This is a genomic window from Pantoea sp. C2G6 (assembly GCF_051336815.1).
Taxonomy (GTDB): domain Bacteria; phylum Pseudomonadota; class Gammaproteobacteria; order Enterobacterales; family Enterobacteriaceae; genus Pantoea.
This window is the reverse complement of sequence record NZ_JBGMNJ010000001.1, coordinates 577,289-595,771: the sequence shown is the minus strand read 5'-3', so window position 1 is coordinate 595,771 and position 18,483 is coordinate 577,289. Positions and strand designations below refer to the sequence as shown.

Annotated in this window: 20 protein-coding genes; 14 read left to right on the top strand and 6 right to left on the bottom strand. The window is 57.9% G+C overall.

Annotated features, from left to right (window positions below; translation table 11 throughout):
• Positions 1–46 precede the first annotated feature (46 nt).
• On the bottom strand, positions 47–1,003 hold the full coding sequence (gene ytfQ, locus ACCW71_RS02895; RefSeq protein WP_111140491.1) for a galactofuranose ABC transporter, galactofuranose-binding protein YtfQ: 957 nt from the start codon (positions 1,001–1,003) through the stop codon (positions 47–49).
• A 699-nt stretch (positions 1,004–1,702) separates the two neighbouring features.
• Between ytfQ and ydgT the strand changes: the two genes are divergently transcribed.
• From ydgT to ACCW71_RS02845, 10 genes are all read left to right on the top strand, one after another.
• Entirely contained in the window at positions 1,703–1,918 is a 216-nt protein-coding gene (gene ydgT / locus ACCW71_RS02890) for a transcription modulator YdgT (protein ID WP_436369718.1), read from the top strand.
• Between the two features lie 107 nt (positions 1,919–2,025).
• Positions 2,026–2,469 carry a DUF2569 domain-containing protein gene (locus tag ACCW71_RS02885; RefSeq protein ID WP_436369501.1) on the top strand — a complete coding sequence of 148 codons (444 nt, stop codon included), beginning with the start codon at positions 2,026–2,028 and terminating at the stop codon, positions 2,467–2,469.
• Positions 2,470–2,592: 123 nt separating this feature from the next.
• Complete coding sequence (gene rsxA, locus ACCW71_RS02880; protein ID WP_436369500.1) at positions 2,593–3,174, top strand: electron transport complex subunit RsxA; 582 nt, start codon at positions 2,593–2,595, stop codon at positions 3,172–3,174.
• Positions 3,174–3,752, top strand: a complete 579-nt coding sequence (gene rsxB / locus ACCW71_RS02875; RefSeq protein ID WP_436369498.1) for an electron transport complex subunit RsxB — start codon at positions 3,174–3,176, stop codon at positions 3,750–3,752. Before rsxA ends, rsxB begins: the two co-directional genes overlap by 1 nt.
• The gene (rsxC, locus tag ACCW71_RS02870) at positions 3,745–6,522 is read left to right on the top strand and encodes an electron transport complex subunit RsxC (protein WP_436369497.1); all 2,778 of its coding nucleotides are present in this window, start codon (positions 3,745–3,747) and stop codon (positions 6,520–6,522) included. The genes rsxB and rsxC overlap by 8 nt, the downstream gene beginning before the upstream one ends.
• Positions 6,523–7,581 (top strand): electron transport complex subunit RsxD, encoded by a 1,059-nt coding sequence (rsxD, locus tag ACCW71_RS02865; protein ID WP_436369496.1) that lies wholly within the window; start codon positions 6,523–6,525, stop codon positions 7,579–7,581. It begins immediately after the preceding gene.
• A 3-nt stretch (positions 7,582–7,584) separates the two neighbouring features.
• Positions 7,585–8,217: an electron transport complex subunit RsxG gene (gene rsxG, locus ACCW71_RS02860; protein WP_436369494.1), complete on the top strand. Its 633-nt coding sequence runs from the start codon at positions 7,585–7,587 to the stop codon at positions 8,215–8,217.
• Positions 8,210–8,914 (top strand): electron transport complex subunit E, encoded by a 705-nt coding sequence (locus ACCW71_RS02855; RefSeq protein WP_436369493.1) that lies wholly within the window; start codon positions 8,210–8,212, stop codon positions 8,912–8,914. Before rsxG ends, ACCW71_RS02855 begins: the two co-directional genes overlap by 8 nt.
• A complete protein-coding gene (nth, locus tag ACCW71_RS02850) occupies positions 8,911–9,543 on the top strand; it encodes an endonuclease III (protein ID WP_436369492.1) in 633 nt (210 codons plus the stop codon). Before ACCW71_RS02855 ends, nth begins: the two co-directional genes overlap by 4 nt.
• 194 nt (positions 9,544–9,737) lie before the next feature.
• Positions 9,738–10,457 carry an HPP family protein gene (locus tag ACCW71_RS02845; protein ID WP_436369490.1) on the top strand — a complete coding sequence of 240 codons (720 nt, stop codon included), beginning with the start codon at positions 9,738–9,740 and terminating at the stop codon, positions 10,455–10,457.
• 89 nt (positions 10,458–10,546) lie between these two features.
• On the opposite strand, the gene ACCW71_RS02840 is transcribed toward ACCW71_RS02845, so the two are convergent.
• Positions 10,547–11,245: a CTP synthase C-terminal region-related (seleno)protein gene (locus ACCW71_RS02840; RefSeq protein WP_436369488.1), complete on the bottom strand. Its 699-nt coding sequence runs from the start codon at positions 11,243–11,245 to the stop codon at positions 10,547–10,549.
• A 668-nt stretch (positions 11,246–11,913) separates the two neighbouring features.
• On the opposite strand from ACCW71_RS02840, the gene dtpA reads away from it, so the two are divergent.
• Both dtpA and gstA read left to right on the top strand, forming a co-directional pair.
• Positions 11,914–13,401 (top strand): dipeptide/tripeptide permease DtpA, encoded by a 1,488-nt coding sequence (gene dtpA, locus ACCW71_RS02835; protein ID WP_436369487.1) that lies wholly within the window; start codon positions 11,914–11,916, stop codon positions 13,399–13,401.
• 152 nt (positions 13,402–13,553) lie between these two features.
• A complete protein-coding gene (gene gstA, locus ACCW71_RS02830; RefSeq protein ID WP_436369486.1) occupies positions 13,554–14,159 on the top strand; it encodes a glutathione transferase GstA in 606 nt (201 codons plus the stop codon).
• A gap of 33 nt (positions 14,160–14,192) precedes the next feature.
• On the opposite strand, the gene pdxY is transcribed toward gstA, so the two are convergent.
• The 4 genes from pdxY to ACCW71_RS02810 form a co-directional block, all read right to left on the bottom strand.
• The gene (gene pdxY, locus ACCW71_RS02825; RefSeq protein ID WP_436369485.1) at positions 14,193–15,053 is read right to left on the bottom strand and encodes a pyridoxal kinase PdxY; all 861 of its coding nucleotides are present in this window, start codon (positions 15,051–15,053) and stop codon (positions 14,193–14,195) included.
• Positions 15,054–15,109: 56 nt separating this feature from the next.
• A complete protein-coding gene (gene tyrS / locus ACCW71_RS02820; RefSeq protein WP_436369484.1) occupies positions 15,110–16,384 on the bottom strand; it encodes a tyrosine--tRNA ligase in 1,275 nt (424 codons plus the stop codon).
• 141 nt (positions 16,385–16,525) lie between these two features.
• Positions 16,526–17,182 (bottom strand): pyridoxamine 5'-phosphate oxidase, encoded by a 657-nt coding sequence (pdxH, locus tag ACCW71_RS02815; protein WP_436369483.1) that lies wholly within the window; start codon positions 17,180–17,182, stop codon positions 16,526–16,528.
• 25 nt (positions 17,183–17,207) lie between these two features.
• Entirely contained in the window at positions 17,208–17,519 is a 312-nt protein-coding gene (locus ACCW71_RS02810) for an MliC family protein (protein ID WP_436369482.1), read from the bottom strand.
• A 189-nt stretch (positions 17,520–17,708) separates the two neighbouring features.
• Here ACCW71_RS02810 and ACCW71_RS02805 point away from each other — a divergent pair, with 189 nt between their 5' ends.
• Both ACCW71_RS02805 and ACCW71_RS02800 read left to right on the top strand, forming a co-directional pair.
• The gene (locus ACCW71_RS02805; protein ID WP_003848989.1) at positions 17,709–17,912 is read left to right on the top strand and encodes a hypothetical protein; all 204 of its coding nucleotides are present in this window, start codon (positions 17,709–17,711) and stop codon (positions 17,910–17,912) included.
• A 332-nt stretch (positions 17,913–18,244) separates the two neighbouring features.
• Positions 18,245–18,478, top strand: a complete 234-nt coding sequence (locus ACCW71_RS02800) for a YgdI/YgdR family lipoprotein (RefSeq protein WP_436369481.1) — start codon at positions 18,245–18,247, stop codon at positions 18,476–18,478.
• Positions 18,479–18,483 lie beyond the last annotated feature (5 nt).

Sequence of the window (18,483 nt, the reverse complement as noted above, 5' to 3'; positions counted from 1 at the left end):
CTCCGCCTTACGTCATCAAAAACCGCCCCGGAGGGCGGTCTGCGGCTTAGTAACCCATTCCTTTTTTGGTCTCCAGCTCCTTCTGCGCGTCAGCAGGCAGGAACAGCTTCGACTCGGTCTTGATCACTTTCGGCGGCAGGGTGCCATCTTTCTTAAATTTCTCCAGCGCATCAAATGCCGGTCCCGCCATATTGGGCGTCAGCTCAACGTTGGCATTGGCTTCACCGGCCAGCATCGCTTTGTAAATATCCGGCACGCCATCAATCGATCCGGTCAGAATATCTTTGCCCGGCTTCAGCCCGGCCTCTTTAATCGCCTGGATCGCACCGATCGCCATATCATCGTTATGGGCGTAAACCATGCAGATGTTTTTGCCGTTGTTCTCCGCCTTAATAAAGCTCTCCATCACCTCTTTACCCTTACTGCGGGTAAAATCACCGGACTGCGAACGGATCACTTTAATATTAGGGTGGTTGCTGATCGCCTCCGCGAAGCCTTTTTTACGATCGATCGCCACGCTGGCTCCCACCGTCCCCTGCAACTCCACCACGTTACACTGCTTGTCGCCGACGGTTTTCACCAGCCAGTCGCCAATCAGCTTGCCTTCCAGCACGTTATCCGCGGTGACTACCGCCTGATAGAGCGATTTGTCTTTCACCACGATGGCGCGATCCAGCAGATAAACCGGGATTTTGGCATCTTTGGCTTCTTCCAGCACCGGCTCCCAGCCGGTCTGTACCACCGGGGCGATAAAGATCGCATCCACGCCCTGGGCGATGAACGAGCGCACCGCCTTGATCTGGTTCTCCTGCTTCTGCTGTCCATCGGCAATTTTCAGGGTAATACCGCGTTTTTTCGCTTCGCTTTTCGCCACGTTGGTTTCCGCTGAGCGCCAGCCAGATTCTGAGCCCACCTGCGAGAAGCCAACCGTCATATCCGCAGCCAGTACCGGACCGGTCAACGCGGCGCTGACCAGCGTGGTCAGAAGTAAACGTTTCCACATAGTTTTTATTCCTCTGAAAGGCGTTTGCTGTTTAGGGTAGAGAGCACGCTTAGCCTGGACTAAAACCCGGTGCATAATGGCGACATGCTTCACAAAACAGAGCAATTTAAAGGAGTTACGTGCGGAAGGCGGGGTAATTTCTGATAGGGTTATGGATTAAACGGCTGACCCAAAAAATAATGCCGGTTAAATAATTGTAATAAACAGAATCGTTTATGTGTAACGCTGCTGGAAACGATTACAGCCAGGCGTACAAAATGGGTTATCAGGCGGACGCTGAACAAAAAATGGGTTTTGTGATTCTCCGCACAATGCGGCCTTTGCTCGCCCGCCGCGGCGAATCTCCGATCGCGCCGACGATGAAATTCAGCCAGCTTTAACCCTTTTGCGCCGCACGGTGGAATAAAAGCGGATCTTCAGTGAGAAAAGCGTTTTACCGGCGCAGTCAGCGTGTAACAGGTTCAGCTTTCTGCTTACATCAGCCGAAAAACCGCCCTGCCGCCGCTTACCCTTCGCGTCGGGCCTTAACGCCTGACACGGCGTTTCATTGCGCTAACATAAAGCGGTATAAATGGACTTTTAGTGACACATCCGGTGCGTTTGTCTGATTTTTCCTTTTTTTCACAGCCTGATCTGGACAGTCTGAGCCGGCTCCCTATACTGACCACTCCTTTGTTACTTCTATCTGTTATGGCAATGATGACTGCGCACGATTACCTGCTTAAATTTCGCAAAGTAAATAATTCAGACAGTCTGGAAAAGCTCTTCGACCACCTTAACTACTCACTTACTGATGACAGGGAAATCATTAATATGTACCGGGCTGCCGACCATCGACGCGCTGAACTGGCGTCAGGCGGACGGTTATATGATCTCGGCCGGGTGCCCCGGACAGTGTGGCGTTATGTGGTGTGATCCCTGCTGAACTCTCCTCTTTTTACCTCTGACGTTGTCTGGATGGGCGAGCCCGTCTGGACATGTTATTCTGCTGCGCTTCGACTCCCGAGACAGGAATAACTACGATGAATGAACAGGTTGCTGCGCCGCGTATTGGTGGCTGGCTGTTGCTGCCGCTCGCCTGGCTGATCATGACCCTGTTAACCACCGTTCTGGTCGTGGCGATGTATCTGACGCCGCTGTTTAATCCCGAATGGCGCGCGGCGCTCTTCTCACACGGCACCACCCTCTTCTCCTACTGGGCGATCTCGCTGCTGACCGCCGTGGCGGTCTGGGCCTACAGTCTGTGGATCAGCTGGCTGTTCTTTAAGCGCTCGCGCCGCCTGCCGCGCCACTACCTGCTCTGGCTGCTGGTAACCGTGCTGTTAGCGCTGAAAACCTTCGCCTTTACGCCGGTCACGGACAGCCGGGCGCTACAGACGCTGCTGCTGTCGCTGCTGGCCGCGTCGATTTTCGCGCCCTATTTCAAGCGTTCGGCGCGGGTTAAAACCACCTTTATCGCGCCATAAAAGTGTGAGTTATGTCAGGAATTTAATTCTGAGTGCGGTCTGCCACTCTGCGGAGGGCGCGGGTGTTGAGATACGCCGCGCTATCAATGATAATAAGCCGCTTTCTGGCCACCAGGCGAAAAAATGACCGATTATCTGCTTCTTTTTGTGGGCACCGTGCTGGTAAATAACTTCGTTTTAGTGAAGTTTCTCGGCCTTTGTCCGTTTATGGGCGTTTCCAAAAAACTGGAAACGGCGATTGGCATGGGCCTCGCCACCACTTTTGTGATCACCCTGGCCTCGATCTGCGCCTGGCTGGTCAACCACCTGATCCTGCTGCCGCTTGATCTGGTCTATCTGCGCACCATGTCCTATATCCTGGTGATCGCGGTCGTCGTGCAGTTCACCGAAATGGTGGTGCGCAAAACCAGCCCGTCGCTTTACCGTCTGCTGGGGATTTTCCTGCCGCTGATCACCACCAACTGCGCGGTGCTGGGCGTTCCGCTGCTGAGCGTCAACCTCAATCACACCTTTATGCAGGCCGCGCTTTATGGCTTCAGCGCCTCTCTCGGCTTCTCGCTGGTGATGGTGCTGTTCGCGGGCATGCGTGAGCGGCTGGTACTGGCCAACGTTCCGGCCCCGTTTAAAGGTAACTCTATCGCCCTGATTACCGCTGGCCTGATGGCGCTGGCGTTTATGGGCTTTACTGGTCTGGTGAAATTCTGATGAGCCCCATCTGGATAGCGGTTGCGGTATTAAGTGCGCTGAGCCTGGTGTTTGGTGCGCTGCTGGGTTACGCCTCACGCCGCTTTAAAGTTGAAGAAGATCCCATCGTTGAGCAAATTGACGCCGTTCTGCCACAGAGCCAGTGCGGACAGTGCGGCTACCCTGGCTGCCGCCCCTATGCCGATGCGGTCGGTAACAATGGCGAAGCGATCAACAAGTGCGCGCCAGGCGGTGAGCAGACCATGCTCAAGCTGGCGGCGCTGCTTAACGTCGACCCTCAGCCGATTGATGGCGACGAGGCGGCGAAAGATCCGGTGCGCACCGTGGCCTTTATCGATGAAGCCAACTGCATCGGCTGCACCAAATGTATTCAGGCCTGTCCGGTCGATGCTATTGTCGGGGCGACCCGCGCCATGCACACCGTGCTGAGCGACGTCTGCACCGGCTGCGATCTCTGTGTGGCACCCTGCCCGACCGACTGCATTGAAATGCGCCCTGTGGCTACCACGCCTGCCAACTGGAAGTGGGATCTGAATACCATCCCTGTGCGGGTCATCCCGGTTGAAACTCATGCTTAACCTGTTTAACTTTCTGAAAAAAGAGAAGATCTGGGATTTTCAGGGCGGCATTCATCCGCCGGAAATGAAAACCCAGTCTAACGGCACCCCGCTCAGCGAACTGCCGCTGCCGCACCGCTTTATTATCCCGCTGAAGCAGCACATTGGTCATGAAGGTGAAATCTGCGTCTCGCCGGGTGACAGGGTGCTGCGCGGTCAGCCGCTGACCTTTGGCACCGGCCGGATGCTGCCGGTGCATGCGCCGACTTCCGGGACAATTGAGGCGATCGGTCAGCATATGACCGCCCATCCGTCGGGTCTCTCTGAGCTTTGCATCTTCCTGACCCCGGATGGCGATGACCGCTGGATGCCGCTCGATCCGCTGCCCGACTACCGTCAGCATCCGCGCGCCGATATCGTGCAGCGCATTCACGACGCCGGGATCGCCGGGCTGGGTGGCGCGGGCTTTCCGACCGCCACCAAGCTGAAAGGCGGCCTGCGCGGGGTTAAGACCCTGATTATCAACGCCGCGGAGTGTGAGCCTTACATCACCGCGGACGATCGGCTGATGCAGGATTACGCCGCCGAGGTGCTGGAAGGCAGCCGGATTCTCGGCTGGGTGTTGCAGGCTGAGCGGGTGCTGATTGGCATTGAAGATAACAAGCCTGAAGCGATTGCCGCGCTGAAACAGGCGCTGGGCAACGAGCGCGATCTGCAAATCCGGGTGATCCCGACCAAATACCCTTCTGGCGGGGCCAAGCAGCTGACCCGCATTCTCACCGGCATGGAAGTGCCGCACGGCGGACGCTCCACCGATATCGGGGTGCTGATGCAGAACGTCGGCACCGCCTGGGCGGTGAAGCGCGCGATTATTCATGGCGAACCGATCACCGAACGGGTGGTGACCCTGACCGGCGAGGCGATTGCGCAGCCGCGTAACGTCTGGAGCCGTCTCGGAACGCCGATCAGTCATCTGCTGCATCAGGTCGGCTTCACGCCAGCGCCGCGCCAGATGGTGATCATGGGCGGCCCGCTGATGGGCTTTACCCTGCCGTCGCTGGATGTGCCGGTGGTGAAGATCACCAACTGTATTCTCGCCCCCTCTGCCAGTGAAATGGGCAATAACGACGAAGAGCAATCCTGCATTCGCTGTTCCGCCTGCGCGGACGCCTGCCCGGCGAAGCTGCTGCCGCAGCAGCTTTACTGGTATAGCCAGGGCGGCGATCACGATAAGGCGCGCGCTCACCACATCGATGACTGCATTGAGTGTGGCGCCTGCGCCTATGTCTGCCCGAGCAATATCCCGCTGGTGCAATATTATCGTCAGGAAAAAGCGGAGCTGCGCGCCATCGATCTGGAAGCGAAGCGCACGCTGGAAGCCAAAGCCCGCTTCGAGGCGCGTCAGGCGCGACTGGAGCGTGAGAAACAGGCGCGTGAAGCGCGTCATGAAGAGGCGAAACAGCGGGTCGCCCGTTCAGATAACAGTGAACTGGCCGCCGCCAAAGCGCGGGTGAAAGCCCGTCAGGTCACCGAGCCGGATGAAGCGACGGCGGAAGCCCAGCGTGAAGCGCGCCACGCCCAGGCGCGTCTGCGTCAGGCTGAGAAGCAGGCGGAAACTCAGGCGCTGAGTCGTCAGACCACCGATCCGCGTAAAGCCGCGGTTGAAGCGGCGATTGCCCGCGCCAAAGCGAAGAAAACCGCACCGGTTGAGGCGGCTGAAGCGCAGGCTGAGGCCGGAACCGATCCGCGCAAAGCGGCCGTCGAAGCGGCGATTGCCCGCGCCAAAGCGAAAAAAGCGGCGCAGGCCGAGAACGTAGCAGAGGCTGAACAGCCTGCTGCTGACGCCGCAACGCCAGCTGAAGCCGACGACCCGCGCAAAGCCGCGGTGCAGGCCGCTATCGCCCGCGCCAAAGCGAAGAAAGCAGCGCAGGCGGAGAGCGCGGCAGAGGCTGAGCAGCCTGCTGCGGACGCCGCAACGCCACCTGAAGCCGACGACCCGCGCAAAGCCGCGGTGCAGGCGGCTATCGCCCGCGCCAAAGCCAAAAAAGCGGCGCAGGCGGAAGGCGTAACAGCGGCTGAGCAGCCTGCTGCGGAAGCCGCAACGCCAGCTGAAGCCGACGACCCGCGTAAAGCTGCGGTGCAGGCGGCCATCGCCCGCGCTAAAGCCAAAAAAGCGGCGCAGGCGGAGAGCGCAACCGAAGCTGAGCAGCCTGCTGCTGACGCCGCAACGCCAGCTGAAGCCGACGACCCGCGTAAAGCCGCGGTGCAGGCCGCTATCGCCCGCGCCAAAACGAAAAAAGCGGCGCAGGCGGAAAGCGCGGCAGAGGCTGAGCAGCCTGCTGCTGACGCCGCAACGCCAGCTGAAGCCGACGACCCGCGTAAAGCCGCGGTGCAGGCGGCCATCGCCCGCGCCAAAGCGAAGAAAGCAGCGCAGGCGGAGAGTGCCGCGGCTGAACAGCCTGCTGCGGAGGCCGCAACGCCAGCTGAATCCAACGACCCACGCAAAGCCGCGGTGCAGGCGGCCATCGCCCGCGCCAAAGCGAAAAAAGCGGCGCAGGCTGAGAGTGCCGCAGCTGCCGCCTCCCGCGACGCGGCGGCGATCGCCACCGCCGCGCACCATGCGGTAGAAAAAGCGGAACAGGCGCAGGAGCAGGCGAACAACGCCAATGCGGAACCGGAACAGGCACCTGAACTGAATCAACCTGACGATGCGCGCAAAGCGGCTATTGCCGCCGCCATCGCCCGTGCCAGAGCGCGTAAAGCGCAGTCGTCTACGACGCTTGAGGATTAAATGGCTTTTCGTATCGCAAGTTCCCCTTATACCCATAATCGCCGCAGCACCGGCAACATCATGTTGCTGGTGGTACTGGCCGCGGTGCCGGGTTTTGCCGCGCAGTGTTATTTCTTTGGTTACGGCAGCTTAATCCAGGTTCTGCTGGCGACGCTGACCGCCTGGCTGACCGAAGCGGCGATTCTGCGGCTGCGTAACGCGCCGGTGGCCAGCAATCTGGCCGATAACTCGGCGCTGCTGACCGCGGTGCTGATCGGCATCAGTCTGCCGCCGCTGGCTCCCTGGTGGCTGGTGGTGATCGGCACCTTTTTTGCTATCGTCATTGCCAAACAGCTCTACGGCGGCCTGGGCCAGAACCCCTTTAACCCGGCGATGGTCGGCTATGTGGTGCTGCTGATCTCCTTTCCGGTACAGATGACCAGCTGGCTGCCGCCCGATACGCTTCAGGCGATCAAACCCACGCTGCTCGACAGCCTGAGCATGGTGTTCCGCGGGCATACCCTGGCGGGCGACACCATGCAGCAGTTACAGCTCGGCGTGGATGGCATCAGTCAGGCGACCCCGCTGGATACCTTTAAAACCGGTCTGCGTGCCGGCCACAGCGCAGAACATCTACTGGCGCAGCCGATCTACAGCGGCGTGCTGGCGGGTCTGGGCTGGCAGTGGGTCAATGTTGGCTATCTGGCGGGCGGTCTGCTGCTGCTGTGGAAAAAGGCTATCCGCTGGCATATTCCGGCAGCCATGCTGCTGTCGCTGGCGTTCTGTGCCACCCTGGGCTGGTTCTTCTCGCCCGCGTCGCTCAACAGCCCGCTGATCCACCTCTTCTCCGGGGCGACGATGCTGGGGGCCTTCTTTATTGCCACCGATCCGGTGACGGCCTCCACCACCAACCGCGGCCGCCTGATTTATGGCGTGCTGATTGGGCTGCTGGTCTGGCTGATCCGCAGCTTTGGCGGTTATCCCGATGGCGTCGCTTTCGCCGTACTGCTGGCGAATATCTGTGTGCCGCTTATCGACTACTACACCCAGCCGCGCGTTTACGGCCATCAGAAGGATTAAGCGATGCTGGCGACAATTCGCAAAAATGGAGTGACGCTGGCGATCTTTGCCGCCATCACCACCGCGGCCACCGCCGTGGTGAACACCGTCACCCGCCCTACGGTGGAGCATCAGACCCAGCTTCAGCAGAAAAATCTGCTGGATCAGGTGGTGCCAACCGACCTGTATGATAACCACATCCAGCAAGATTGTTACGTTGTCACGGATGCGGCGCTGGGTAACAACGCCCCGCATCACCTCTATCTGGCGCGTAAAAATGGTCAGCCGGTCGCCGCGGCGCTGGAGACCACCGCGCCTGACGGCTATTCTGGTGCGATACAGATGCTGGTCGGGGCTGATTTCCAGGGTAAAGTACTGGGCGTGCGGGTGATTGAGCACCATGAAACCCCTGGCCTGGGGGATAAGATTGAGCTGCGTATCTCGGACTGGATTAACAGTTTTAACGGCAAAGTGGTGCATGGCCCGGCGGATAAAGCCTTTGCCGTCAAAAAAGATGGCGGTGAGTTCGATCAGTTTACCGGTGCCACTATTACCCCGCGCGCGGTGGTCAATGCGACCAAACGCACCGCGCTGTTGATGAAAACGCTGCCGGAGAAACTCTCTTCGTTACCGCTATGTGGAGACACCCATGAGTGAAGCTAAAAATCTGCTGGTTGGCGGATTGTGGAAGAACAACTCTGCGCTGGTGCAGCTGCTGGGTCTCTGCCCGCTGCTGGCGGTGACGGCGACCGCCACCAACGCCCTGGGATTAGGCCTGGCGACCACGCTGGTGCTGACCCTGACCAACAGTTTTATCTCCGCCTCGCGCCGCTGGGTGCCGTCGGAGATCCGCATCCCGATCTACGTGATGATCATCGCCTCGGTGGTGAGCTGCGTGCAGATGCTGATCAACGCCTACGCCTATGGTCTCTACCAGTCGCTGGGCATTTTTATCCCGCTGATCGTCACCAACTGCATCGTGGTGGGCCGCGCCGAAGCGGTCGCCTCTAAAAGCAGCATCCCGCTTGCCGCGCTGGACGGTTTCGCCATCGGCATGGGTGCCACCTGCGCCATGGTGGTACTGGGATCGCTGCGCGAAATTATCGGCAGCGGCACCCTGTTTAACGGCGCTGACCAGCTGCTGGGCCCCTGGGCGAAATCACTGCGGATTGAAGTGGTGCACTTTGACTCACCGATGCTGCTGGCGATGCTGCCGCCCGGCGCGTTTATTGGCCTGGGTATGATGCTGGCGGGCAAATACCTGATCGATCAGAAAATGAAGCAACGTGCCGCCGCGCGGGCCGAGGCGGCTGACACCGCGGCCCCGCAGGGCGTGACCGGGAAAGCGCTGTGAACCAGACTAAACGTATCGCGATTCTGACCCGCTTGCAGCAGAACAACCCGCATCCGACCACCGAGCTGAACTTCAGCTCGCCGTTTGAACTGCTGATTGCGGTGCTGCTCTCAGCGCAGGCCACCGACGTCAGCGTCAACAAAGCCACCGCGAAGCTCTATCCGGTGGCCAACACCCCCGCGGCGATGCTGGCGCTGGGGGTGGATGGCGTAAAGGCGTACATCAAAACCATCGGCCTGTTTAACAGCAAAGCGGAGAATGTGATCAAAACCTGCCGCATCCTGCTGGAGCAACATAACGGCGAGGTGCCGGAAGATCGCGCGGCGCTGGAAGCTCTGCCTGGCGTCGGGCGTAAAACCGCCAATGTGGTCCTGAATACCGCCTTTGGCTGGCCAACGATTGCGGTCGATACCCATATCTTCCGCGTCTGTAACCGCACCCGCTTTGCGCCGGGTAAAAATGTCGAACAGGTTGAGGAGAAGCTGCTGAAAGTGGTCCCTGCGGCCTTTAAGGTCGACTGCCATCACTGGCTGATCCTGCACGGTCGCTATACCTGCGTGGCACGTAAACCGCGCTGCGGCTCCTGTCTGATTGAAGATCTGTGCGAGTATCCTGACAAGGTTGAGTAACCGCTGCACACTGACCCGCTACGGCGGGTTTTTTATTAGCTGATGCCGCACTGCTTTTTTCCCCACCTGCCCGACACTTCCCGAGCCAGCCCGCGGAATAACGTTACAGTTTGTCGGGTTGTTACATTGATGTTGATGATGGAAAATCCCCGCCTCTTACTATAAGAAAATGTTATGACACGGTGAGTAAAGTAATGCTTAAACCTTCTTCTGCCGGGCAACACCCCCTGCGCCTGTTTCTGGCGCGACTCTGGCCGCATCCGCTGGCGGTCAGCAAAAAGCAGGTGGTCATCGCCAGCCTGGGTGCAGGCCTCGGCCTGGTGCTGACCAGTCTGCTGAGCCACTGGATGCTGGGCGAGCTGAACCTGTGGTTTGTGGCCCCGCTCGGTGCCTCGGCGGTATTACTGTTTGGCCTGCCCGCCAGCCCGCTGGCGCAGCCCTGGTCGGTGGTGGGTGGCAACAGCCTGTCGGCGCTGGCCGGGGTGATGATTAGCCGGCTGATCCCCGATCCCGCGATAGCCTGCGGCGTGGCGGCCTGTGCGGCCATTCTGTTGATGTTCTGGCTGCGCTGTCTGCACCCGCCAGGTGGCGCGGTGGCCCTCACCGCCATTTTAGGCGGGCCAGCGGTGCAGCATCTCGGCTATCACTTTGTGCTGACACCGATTCTGCTGAATTCGCTGATCCTGGCGCTGGTGGCGCTGCTGTTTAATAACCTGGCCGGTCGCCGCTATCCGCACCCGCTGGCACCGCAGGAGATTAAACCGGAGCCGGTGGCGATGCCGGTCCCGGTGACGCGCGCCGATTTGCAGCTAGCGCTACAGGGTGGTGAACTGCTGGATATTGACGAAGATGATTTGCAGGCGCTGCTGATGCGCGCGGAAGAGATCGCCCAGCAGCGTCAGTTCAGCCGCTGAAGTCGGTAAGTGACCGGCCTATCTCTGAGGGTGAGGCCGGTCCTCGATGCCGATGGCCTCCCTGTGACAGTGTCACAGGAAGGAGAGAGTCAGCGTTGCGCCAGAGCAGCCTGCATCCAGGCAATCACCAGCGGTGAGTCCTTCTGCTGTAAGGCGGCGCGCTCCGACTGGAACAGCGTTGCGATAAAGAAAGGATGTTCCGGCAGTTCCACACCGCGCACATCGCCCGCCTCGTCCCAGGCGGTAATGCGCAGCGTTTTATCACCCAGCGCCGCGCTGAATTCCGGGTTAACGCCAAAGTTGCAGTGATAGCCTTCATCGCTGTCGAGCGTGCCATAGGCCGCCGCAATACGTGAACCGGGTTCAAACCTCACTGCGCCCCGCTGCTCCACCAGCGAACAGCTCAGCGGCGCGATCACCATCCGCCCGGCCTGATCCGTTTCGGCATGCGCCGCGTCCTGCCAGCCCAGCGCATTACGCGCATATTCAATCACCGCATACTGAAAGCCGCCACAGGAGCCGAGAAAGGGTTTTCCGCTTTCGCGCGCCCAGCGGATAGTGGCAAAAACGCCTGCATCATTACGATAAGGGCTGCCAGGCACCACCCAGACCGCATCGCTTTGCCGGAGCTGATCCGGCTCACTAAGCTGCTCAGTGGCGATCCATTCCGCCTCAACCGGGATATTCAGCCTGTGGGCGGCGCGTTCAATAGCAAGGGGAATGGCCTGATGGGCAACCGCATTTGCGCGGTAGTCACCGACCAGTGATAAACGTAAAGGGGAAGACATAGGGCGATCCTGCTGAGAGAAACTTAAAGGTTACGGCAATGTTAATTTTCTGTCGAGCAGCGGCTTGCGCCTGGCGGTAAAAAGAGGATTTTCCGGCTCAAACCGGCGCACTACGGTGCCGCACTGGCCTTTTTTTAACCGGGAATGTGTCTCAGAGGTAAGCTGATTTCCTTGTCATTGTGGCGACGCAACCGATTTCTTCTTTTACTTTATGAAATAAATCACCAGTTTGTGCGCAGGATCGCTATTCGGCTACTTTTGCAGCGATGCAGGCTGCCTGGCGTCTGATAACTCGTCACATTGACCACTAATCCGCCACCAACCTCCCATTAGTGCTGCTGAACCGGCATTCATTGAACTATTTATCTGGATTATCTGTAAATAGCAGTTAATCTCGATCTTAACCCGCCGGCAACGCACCCACTGACGTTTTATACTGAAAGCCTGCGCCGCTTCAAAACTAAAAACTAATTAACACTTTTTTATAAGGTTTTTTACCCAACATCCTCGCGCTCAGCGGGTTGTCAGAAAATTCTTGCCCTGCCGCGCGTAATCAGCCAAATTAGGCGCCGCTTTTCCCTTCTAATTACAATCCTGCGCATGGAAAACTCACATGACGCGGACTTAATTCCTGTCCCGAAACAGGGTATGTAAAAACTGAGGTACATGTGTCAACTGCAAACAAACACACTGATGAGACGGTCAGTCTCAATGCGTTTAAACAGCCAAAGGCGTTCTACTTAATCTTCTCGATTGAACTCTGGGAACGTTTTGGCTTCTATGGCCTCCAGGCGATCATGGCGGTTTATCTGGTGAAGCAGCTGGGAATGTCCGAATCGGACTCCATCACGCTCTTCTCCTCTTTCAGCGCGCTGGTCTACGGCCTGGTGGCCATTGGCGGCTGGCTCGGTGACAAAGTGCTGGGGACCAAACGTGTGATCGTGCTGGGTGTACTGGTACTGGCGCTGGGCTATGCGCTGGTGGCCTTCTCCGGCCATCACGTCAGCATCGTCTACATCGGTATGGCGACGATTGCCGTGGGCAGCGGCCTGTTTAAGGCGAACCCTTCTTCACTGCTCTCGACCTGCTACGACAAAGATGATCCGCGTATCGACGGTGCCTTCACCATGTTCTATATGTCGATCAACATCGGTTCGCTGTTTTCAATGATGCTGACCCCGTGGTTAGCGGAGAAATATGGCTACAGCGTCGCCTTCTCGCTGTGCGTGATTGGTCTGGTGATCACCCTGTTTAACTTCCTGTTCTGCAAACGCATGGTCAAGGATTACGGCTCTAAGCCAGACTTTGCGCCGTTGCAGGTCGGTAAACTGCTGATGACGCTGGTGGGCATTGTGGCGCTGATCGCGCTGGCGAACTGGATGCTGCATCATCAGGTTATCGCCCGGCTGGTGCTGGCGGTGATTGCGCTGGGTATCGTGCTGGTGTTTGCTAAAGAGGCTTTTGCCCTCCAGGGTGCGGCGCGGCGTAAAATGATTGTGGCTTTCCTGCTGATGGTCGAAGCGATTCTGTTCTTCGTGCTCTATATGCAGATGCCGACTTCACTCAACTTCTTTGCTATCCGCAACGTTGAGCACACTATCCTCGGCATTACCTTTGCACCAGAGCAGTTCCAGGCACTGAACCCGTTCTGGATTATGCTGGCCAGTCCGCTGCTGGCGGCGCTCTATAACAAGCTCGGCGATAAACTGCCAATGCCGCACAAGTTTGCCCTGGGTATGGTGCTCTGCTCCGGTGCCTTCCTGGTGCTCCCGGTGGGCGCGAAGTTCGCCAGCGATGCCGGTATCGTTTCCGTAAACTGGCTGATTCTGAGCTACGCCTTGCAGAGTATCGGTGAACTGATGATCTCCGGCCTTGGCCTGGCGATGGTGGCGCAGCTGGTGCCACAGCGTCTGATGGGCTTTATCATGGGCTCGTGGTTCCTGACCACCGCCGGTGCAGCCGTGATTGCCGGTAAAGTGGCTAACCTGATGGCGGTGCCTGAAAACGTGACCGACCCGCTGATTTCACTGGCGACCTACAGCCATGTGTTCCAGCAGATTGGTATCGTCACCGCCATTATCGCGCTGCTGATGCTGATTACCGCGCCGGTGCTGAACCGCATGACGCTCGATTCCGAAGCGGATTCAAAAGCGTAATCGCCTCTCTGTCTGCGACTAAGCCGGGCGCTCTGCCCGGCTTTTTTATGGCTGATTGCCATCCCCCGCACAGATCCCTGATCCCTGTCACGGGTATTGCCCTGCTGAGCCTTTACTATGTTGTGATCCCATTGCAACAAGGAGGCATGTTCATGAAACTGTTTTGCAAAGCGGGTGCCTGCTCTCTCTCACCCCATATTGTCATGCGTGAATGCGGACTCGACTTCACCCAGGTGAATGTGGATCTGGCAACCAAAATGACCGAACGGGGCGAGGATTTCAGGCAGATCAACCCCAAAGGACAGGTCCCGGCGCTCCAGCTCAGTGATGGCAGCGTGCTGACCGAGGGCGTCGCGATTGTACAGTATCTGGCGGATCTCAAGCCTGATCGCCATCTGCTGGCCCCGGTGGGCAGCATGACCCGTTATCACACCCTTGAGTGGCTCAGCTACATCAGCAGTGAGCTGCATAAAGCCTTTGGGCCGCTGTTCCGTCGGGACGCTTCAGAAGCCGATAAAACCCAGGCCCGCACGCTGCTCGAAGCCCGGTTTCGTTTTGTCGATGAGGCGCTCCAGAACCGGCAGTGGCTGATGGGTCTGCATTTCAGCGTGGCGGACGCCTACCTGTTTGTGGTCACACGCTGGGCCAAAGCCCTGAAGCTGGATCTGTCGGACTGTGACGCGCTGGAGACGTGGTTTGATCGCACGGCGGAGCGCCCTGCGGTACAGGCGGCGCTGAAAGCGGAAGGGTTGATTTGAATAAACAGGGCCGGTTAATCCGGCCCTGACAGGTTACAGCTTCTCAGCCGCGAAGTGCTGCACCGGATGCGCGATAGCCTCCTGTGCCGCCACCAGTTGCAGCTCATACTCGCCCATCTCATGGGTCTTCAGCATCACTTCATACACCGCCGCGGTAACGTGCTCCAGCGCCTGCTGGTGTGATTTGCCCTGAAGCAGATTCACCAGCAGCAGGCCGCTGGTGAGATCGCCCACTCCCACCGGCTGACGGACACCAAAGTCAACCAGCGGACGGCTGATGTGCCACGCCTCTTCGGCGGTCACCAGCAGCATTTCGAAGCGATCGCTGCGCCGGCCGGCGCGCGCCAGATGTTTCACCAGCACCACCTTCGACCCCTGCGCAATCAGCGAGCGGGCAGCGTCCACAGCGGCGTCCACGTCAGTGACGGTGCGCTCGCTCAGCATCTCCAGCTCCAGCAGATTCGGCGCAATGATGTCGCTGGCGGGCAGCGCCATTTTGCAGTGAAACTCCGCCACACCCGGCGCCACAATGCAGCCTTTTTCCGGGTGGCCCATCACCGGATCGCAGAAGTACCAGGCGTTGGGGTTGGCCGCCTTGACCTGACGGACAATCTGCAAAATCTGCTCACCCTGCTCCGCCGATCCCAGATAGCCGCTCAGTACCGCGTCACAGGTCTTCAGACGGTCGATGTCGGCAATGCCTTTAACGATGTCGGTGAGATGGGTTGCCGGCATCACCGTACCGGTCCAGTGGCCATATTGCGTATGGTTGGAAAACTGCACGGTATTCAGCGGCCAGACGTTTGCGCCCAGTCGCTGCATCGGAAAGACCGCGGCCGCGTTACCGGCGTGACCAAAAACAACGTGCGACTGAATCGCTAAGATATTTTTCACTTGTTTGCCCTGTCCAGCCTTGCCATAAAAAAGGGCCGGAAACCGGCCCTGAAATCTTACTGCCAGTTAATCAGACAGTAATGTTTCTTGCCACGACGCAGCAGCGTATAGCGATTAAACAGTTTGTCGCTGTCGCTGAAGCGGTATTCCGCATCGGACTGCTTTTCACCGTTCAGCGAGACCGCGTTGGAGCCGATCATGGTACGCGCCTGACCACGAGACGGCACCAGTTCCGCTTTTACCAGCGCCTGTTGCAGATCGTCCTCCGCGCTCAGCGTGATGGTTGGCATCCCATCCTGCGCCAGCTGTTCGAAGTCCGCTTCGGTCATCTCACTCACCGAGCCGGAGAACAGACTGGCCGTGATGCGCTTCGCAGCCGCCAGGCCCGCTTCGCCATGCACCAGACGTGTCACCTGATCGGCCAGCACATACTGCGCACGTGGCGCGGTGCCACTGTTTTTGTCCTCTTCTTCCAGCGCATTAATCTCTTCGATGCTCAGGAAGGTGAAGAACTTCAGGAAACGGTAGACGTCGGCGTCAGCGGTGTTGATCCAGAACTGGTAGAATTTGTACGGGCTGGTTTTCTTCGCATCCAGCCAGACTGCGCCGCCTTCGGTTTTACCAAATTTGGTGCCGTCAGACTTAGTGATTAATGGCACGGTCAGGCCAAACACCTGGTTCTGATGCAGACGACGGGTCAGATCGATACCGGAGGTGATGTTACCCCACTGATCCGAGCCGCCAATCTGCAACGACACGCCGTGACGTTCGTTCAGGCAGGCGAAATCGTAGCCCTGAAGCAGGTTGTACGAAAACTCGGTGAAGGAGATCCCCTGATCGTCACGGTTAAGACGCTGCTTCACCGCTTCTTTGTTGATCATCTGATTGACGGAGAAGTGCTTACCGATGTCACGCAGGAAGGTCAGCACGTTCATGCTGCCAAACCAGTCGTAGTTATTGGCGGCGATAGCACTGTTGCTGCCGCAATCAAAGTCGAGGAAGGGCGCAACCTGCTGGCGGATCTTTTCCACCCACTCACCGACGGTTTCGCTGGTATTAAGTTTACGCTCTGCGGCTTTAAAGCTCGGGTCGCCAATCAGACCGGTGGCACCACCGACCAGCGCGACCGGTTTATGTCCGGCATCCTGAAAACGCTTCAGGCAGAGCAGCGGCACCAGATGACCCAAATGCAAGCTGTCAGCGGTGGGGTCAAAGCCGCAATAGAGCGAAATTGGCCCCTGCGCCAGTTTCTCTGTCAGCGCCTCTTCATCCGTCACCTGGGCAATTAAGCCCCTCTCCTGCAATTGTTGTATCAGGTTACTGCTGGTCATCACTGACTCCAAAATTGATCAGACTGCACCTATGCTGGTACACAGCTTTCCGCTGAGTTGCGGAATCGAAAAAAATGAGGGCTATAGCATAAAGCGCTGACGCTTTCTGTGCCAGCGCTGATCGGCGGGAAAATGGCAGATTCAGGGGGCCAGGCGATCGATTTTCCAGCTATCGCCATCGCGCTGATAGATGAAACGATCGTGCAGGCGATGTTCGCCGCCCTGCCAGAACTCCAGCGTGTGAAATTTCACCCGATAGCCGCCCCAGAAACTGGGCAACGGCACTTCGCCCTGCTGGAACTTCTGTTTCAGCTCCAGGAACTTCCCTTCCAGAATGCCGCGTGCCGAAATCCGGCTCGACTGCTTCGAGACCCAGGCCCCAATCTGGCTGTCACGCGGGCGGCTGTGGAAATATTTCAGCACCTCCAGCGGCGACAGCTTCTCCACTTCGCCCAGCACCATCACCTGACGCTCCAGAAAATGCCACGGGAAATGCAGCGAAATACGCGGATTGTGTGCCAGCTGTAACGCCTTGCGGCTGCCGAGGTTGGTATAAAACACCATACCCTGCGCATCAAAGTGCTTCAGCAGCACGATGCGCTGCCACGGCTGGCCCTGCTCATCCACGGTCGCCACGGTCATGGCGGTGGGATCGGGCAGCCTGGCCTCACAGGCCTGACTCAGCCACTGTTCAAACAGCGCCATCGGATCGTCCGGCAGATCCTTGCGGCGTAATCCACCGCGGGTATATTCACGCCGCAGATGGGCAATGGTGTGTAGCGTTTCGCTGTCGCTCATAAAACTCCCCTGTTCAGATAAAGAGTCAGCTGGCGGGTTGCAGCTCACAATCATTCACGACCACTTTATCGTTACGTTCGATAAATGCGCCGTTCCCTTTGGACCAGAAGACATAGGTATTATCGCTGTAGCGGGCGCCTGAGGCGGATACCGTCTGCTTCAGCGTTAATGGCTGACCATCCATAATGAAACTGACCTGCTGCTGCGCCTGATCCAGCGTGACGGTCAGCGGCAGCGTCCCGCAGCGATAGTGCAGGATCTGTGGCGACGGCGGCTGACTGTGCATCAGGCTACAGCCCGACAGCAGCAGCGCGACAACGGGTAATCCTCTCAACATAAGCGGGTCTCCTTCACCAGTGAAGCTGGCATTATAAGAAGGATTGCGCGTGAAGTAAGTGGGAATCGGCGCTAATCTGGCCGATCAGGTTACACAGCCCGAATTAGTGCGGCTTATCAGGCGGTTGTCTGAATGCACAGGCGGCTTTCTCAGGCTACGCTCTATAGATCTTAAGCGAGGAAGACAAACATGAAATTTGATAACGAAGATGCATTCAAGCTGGCGGTCGCTTTTATGAACCACAAAGAGAATGCCACCATTGCCAGCAGCTACTTTAAAACCTTTATCGACACCTATCAGAAATTTGACCGCTGGCTCAGCGCCTCAGACCCGGTCAGCGCGATGAAAGCGGAAAAAGCGGCCGCCAAAGCGGGCGAGGATTCCATTCTCTGATCGCTTTTTACCCTTCACCCGACAGCCGCCTGGTTGTCGGGGAGATTAAATCGCCCGATCCAGCCATGAATATCCAGACACCTTCCGCACCCTTTCGCCCGCCAGCGCGATTATTTTCCGCTTCAGTAGCGCGCTTATTCCGCTGTTACCCGACCGCGCCACCGGCGAATTAAATTTGCAATAAATGCTCTTTCCGGCTGGCGTGACCGCAAATTAAGCTGGCATCGGCGCTTTTCGCTTAAAAAAAACGCAGCGAAGCGTCAGCGGGCCAGCAAACTCTATAAAGGCGTCTATGCTGTAAACGTCTGGATATTGTTCAAGGAGCAGAAAAAATGAAAATGAAATCCCTGTCAGCCATCGCATTAATGGCCCTTTGTTTAGGCAGCCTGGCAGGTTGCGCGTCGAACCAGTCGATCAAGACCACGGATGGCCGCACCATTGTCACTGATGGCAAACCACAAATTGATTCTGATACGGGTCTGGTTTCTTATCGCGATGCTCAGACTGGAAAAACTGAGCAGATCAATCGCAATGAGATCAGTAATATGAGTGAACTTGATAACTGATATAA

Excerpts from the sequence above, each read along its gene's own strand:
- ytfQ (WP_111140491.1), bottom strand. The coding sequence starts at position 1,003 with ATGTGGAAACGTTTACTTCTGACCACGCTGGTCAGCGCCGCGTTGACC.
- ydgT (WP_436369718.1), top strand. The coding sequence starts at position 1,703 with ATGACTGCGCACGATTACCTGCTTAAATTTCGCAAAGTAAATAATTCA.
- ACCW71_RS02885 (WP_436369501.1), top strand. The coding sequence starts at position 2,026 with ATGAATGAACAGGTTGCTGCGCCGCGTATTGGTGGCTGGCTGTTGCTG.
- rsxA (WP_436369500.1), top strand. The coding sequence starts at position 2,593 with ATGACCGATTATCTGCTTCTTTTTGTGGGCACCGTGCTGGTAAATAAC.
- rsxB (WP_436369498.1), top strand. The coding sequence starts at position 3,174 with ATGAGCCCCATCTGGATAGCGGTTGCGGTATTAAGTGCGCTGAGCCTG.
- rsxC (WP_436369497.1), top strand. The coding sequence starts at position 3,745 with ATGCTTAACCTGTTTAACTTTCTGAAAAAAGAGAAGATCTGGGATTTT.
- rsxD (WP_436369496.1), top strand. The coding sequence starts at position 6,523 with ATGGCTTTTCGTATCGCAAGTTCCCCTTATACCCATAATCGCCGCAGC.
- rsxG (WP_436369494.1), top strand. The coding sequence starts at position 7,585 with ATGCTGGCGACAATTCGCAAAAATGGAGTGACGCTGGCGATCTTTGCC.
- ACCW71_RS02855 (WP_436369493.1), top strand. The coding sequence starts at position 8,210 with ATGAGTGAAGCTAAAAATCTGCTGGTTGGCGGATTGTGGAAGAACAAC.
- ACCW71_RS02845 (WP_436369490.1), top strand. The coding sequence starts at position 9,738 with ATGCTTAAACCTTCTTCTGCCGGGCAACACCCCCTGCGCCTGTTTCTG.
- ACCW71_RS02840 (WP_436369488.1), bottom strand. The coding sequence starts at position 11,245 with ATGTCTTCCCCTTTACGTTTATCACTGGTCGGTGACTACCGCGCAAAT.
- gstA (WP_436369486.1), top strand. The coding sequence starts at position 13,554 with ATGAAACTGTTTTGCAAAGCGGGTGCCTGCTCTCTCTCACCCCATATT.
- tyrS (WP_436369484.1), bottom strand. The coding sequence starts at position 16,384 with ATGACCAGCAGTAACCTGATACAACAATTGCAGGAGAGGGGCTTAATT.
- pdxH (WP_436369483.1), bottom strand. The coding sequence starts at position 17,182 with ATGAGCGACAGCGAAACGCTACACACCATTGCCCATCTGCGGCGTGAA.
- ACCW71_RS02810 (WP_436369482.1), bottom strand. The coding sequence starts at position 17,519 with ATGTTGAGAGGATTACCCGTTGTCGCGCTGCTGCTGTCGGGCTGTAGC.
- ACCW71_RS02805 (WP_003848989.1), top strand. The coding sequence starts at position 17,709 with ATGAAATTTGATAACGAAGATGCATTCAAGCTGGCGGTCGCTTTTATG.
- ACCW71_RS02800 (WP_436369481.1), top strand. The coding sequence starts at position 18,245 with ATGAAAATGAAATCCCTGTCAGCCATCGCATTAATGGCCCTTTGTTTA.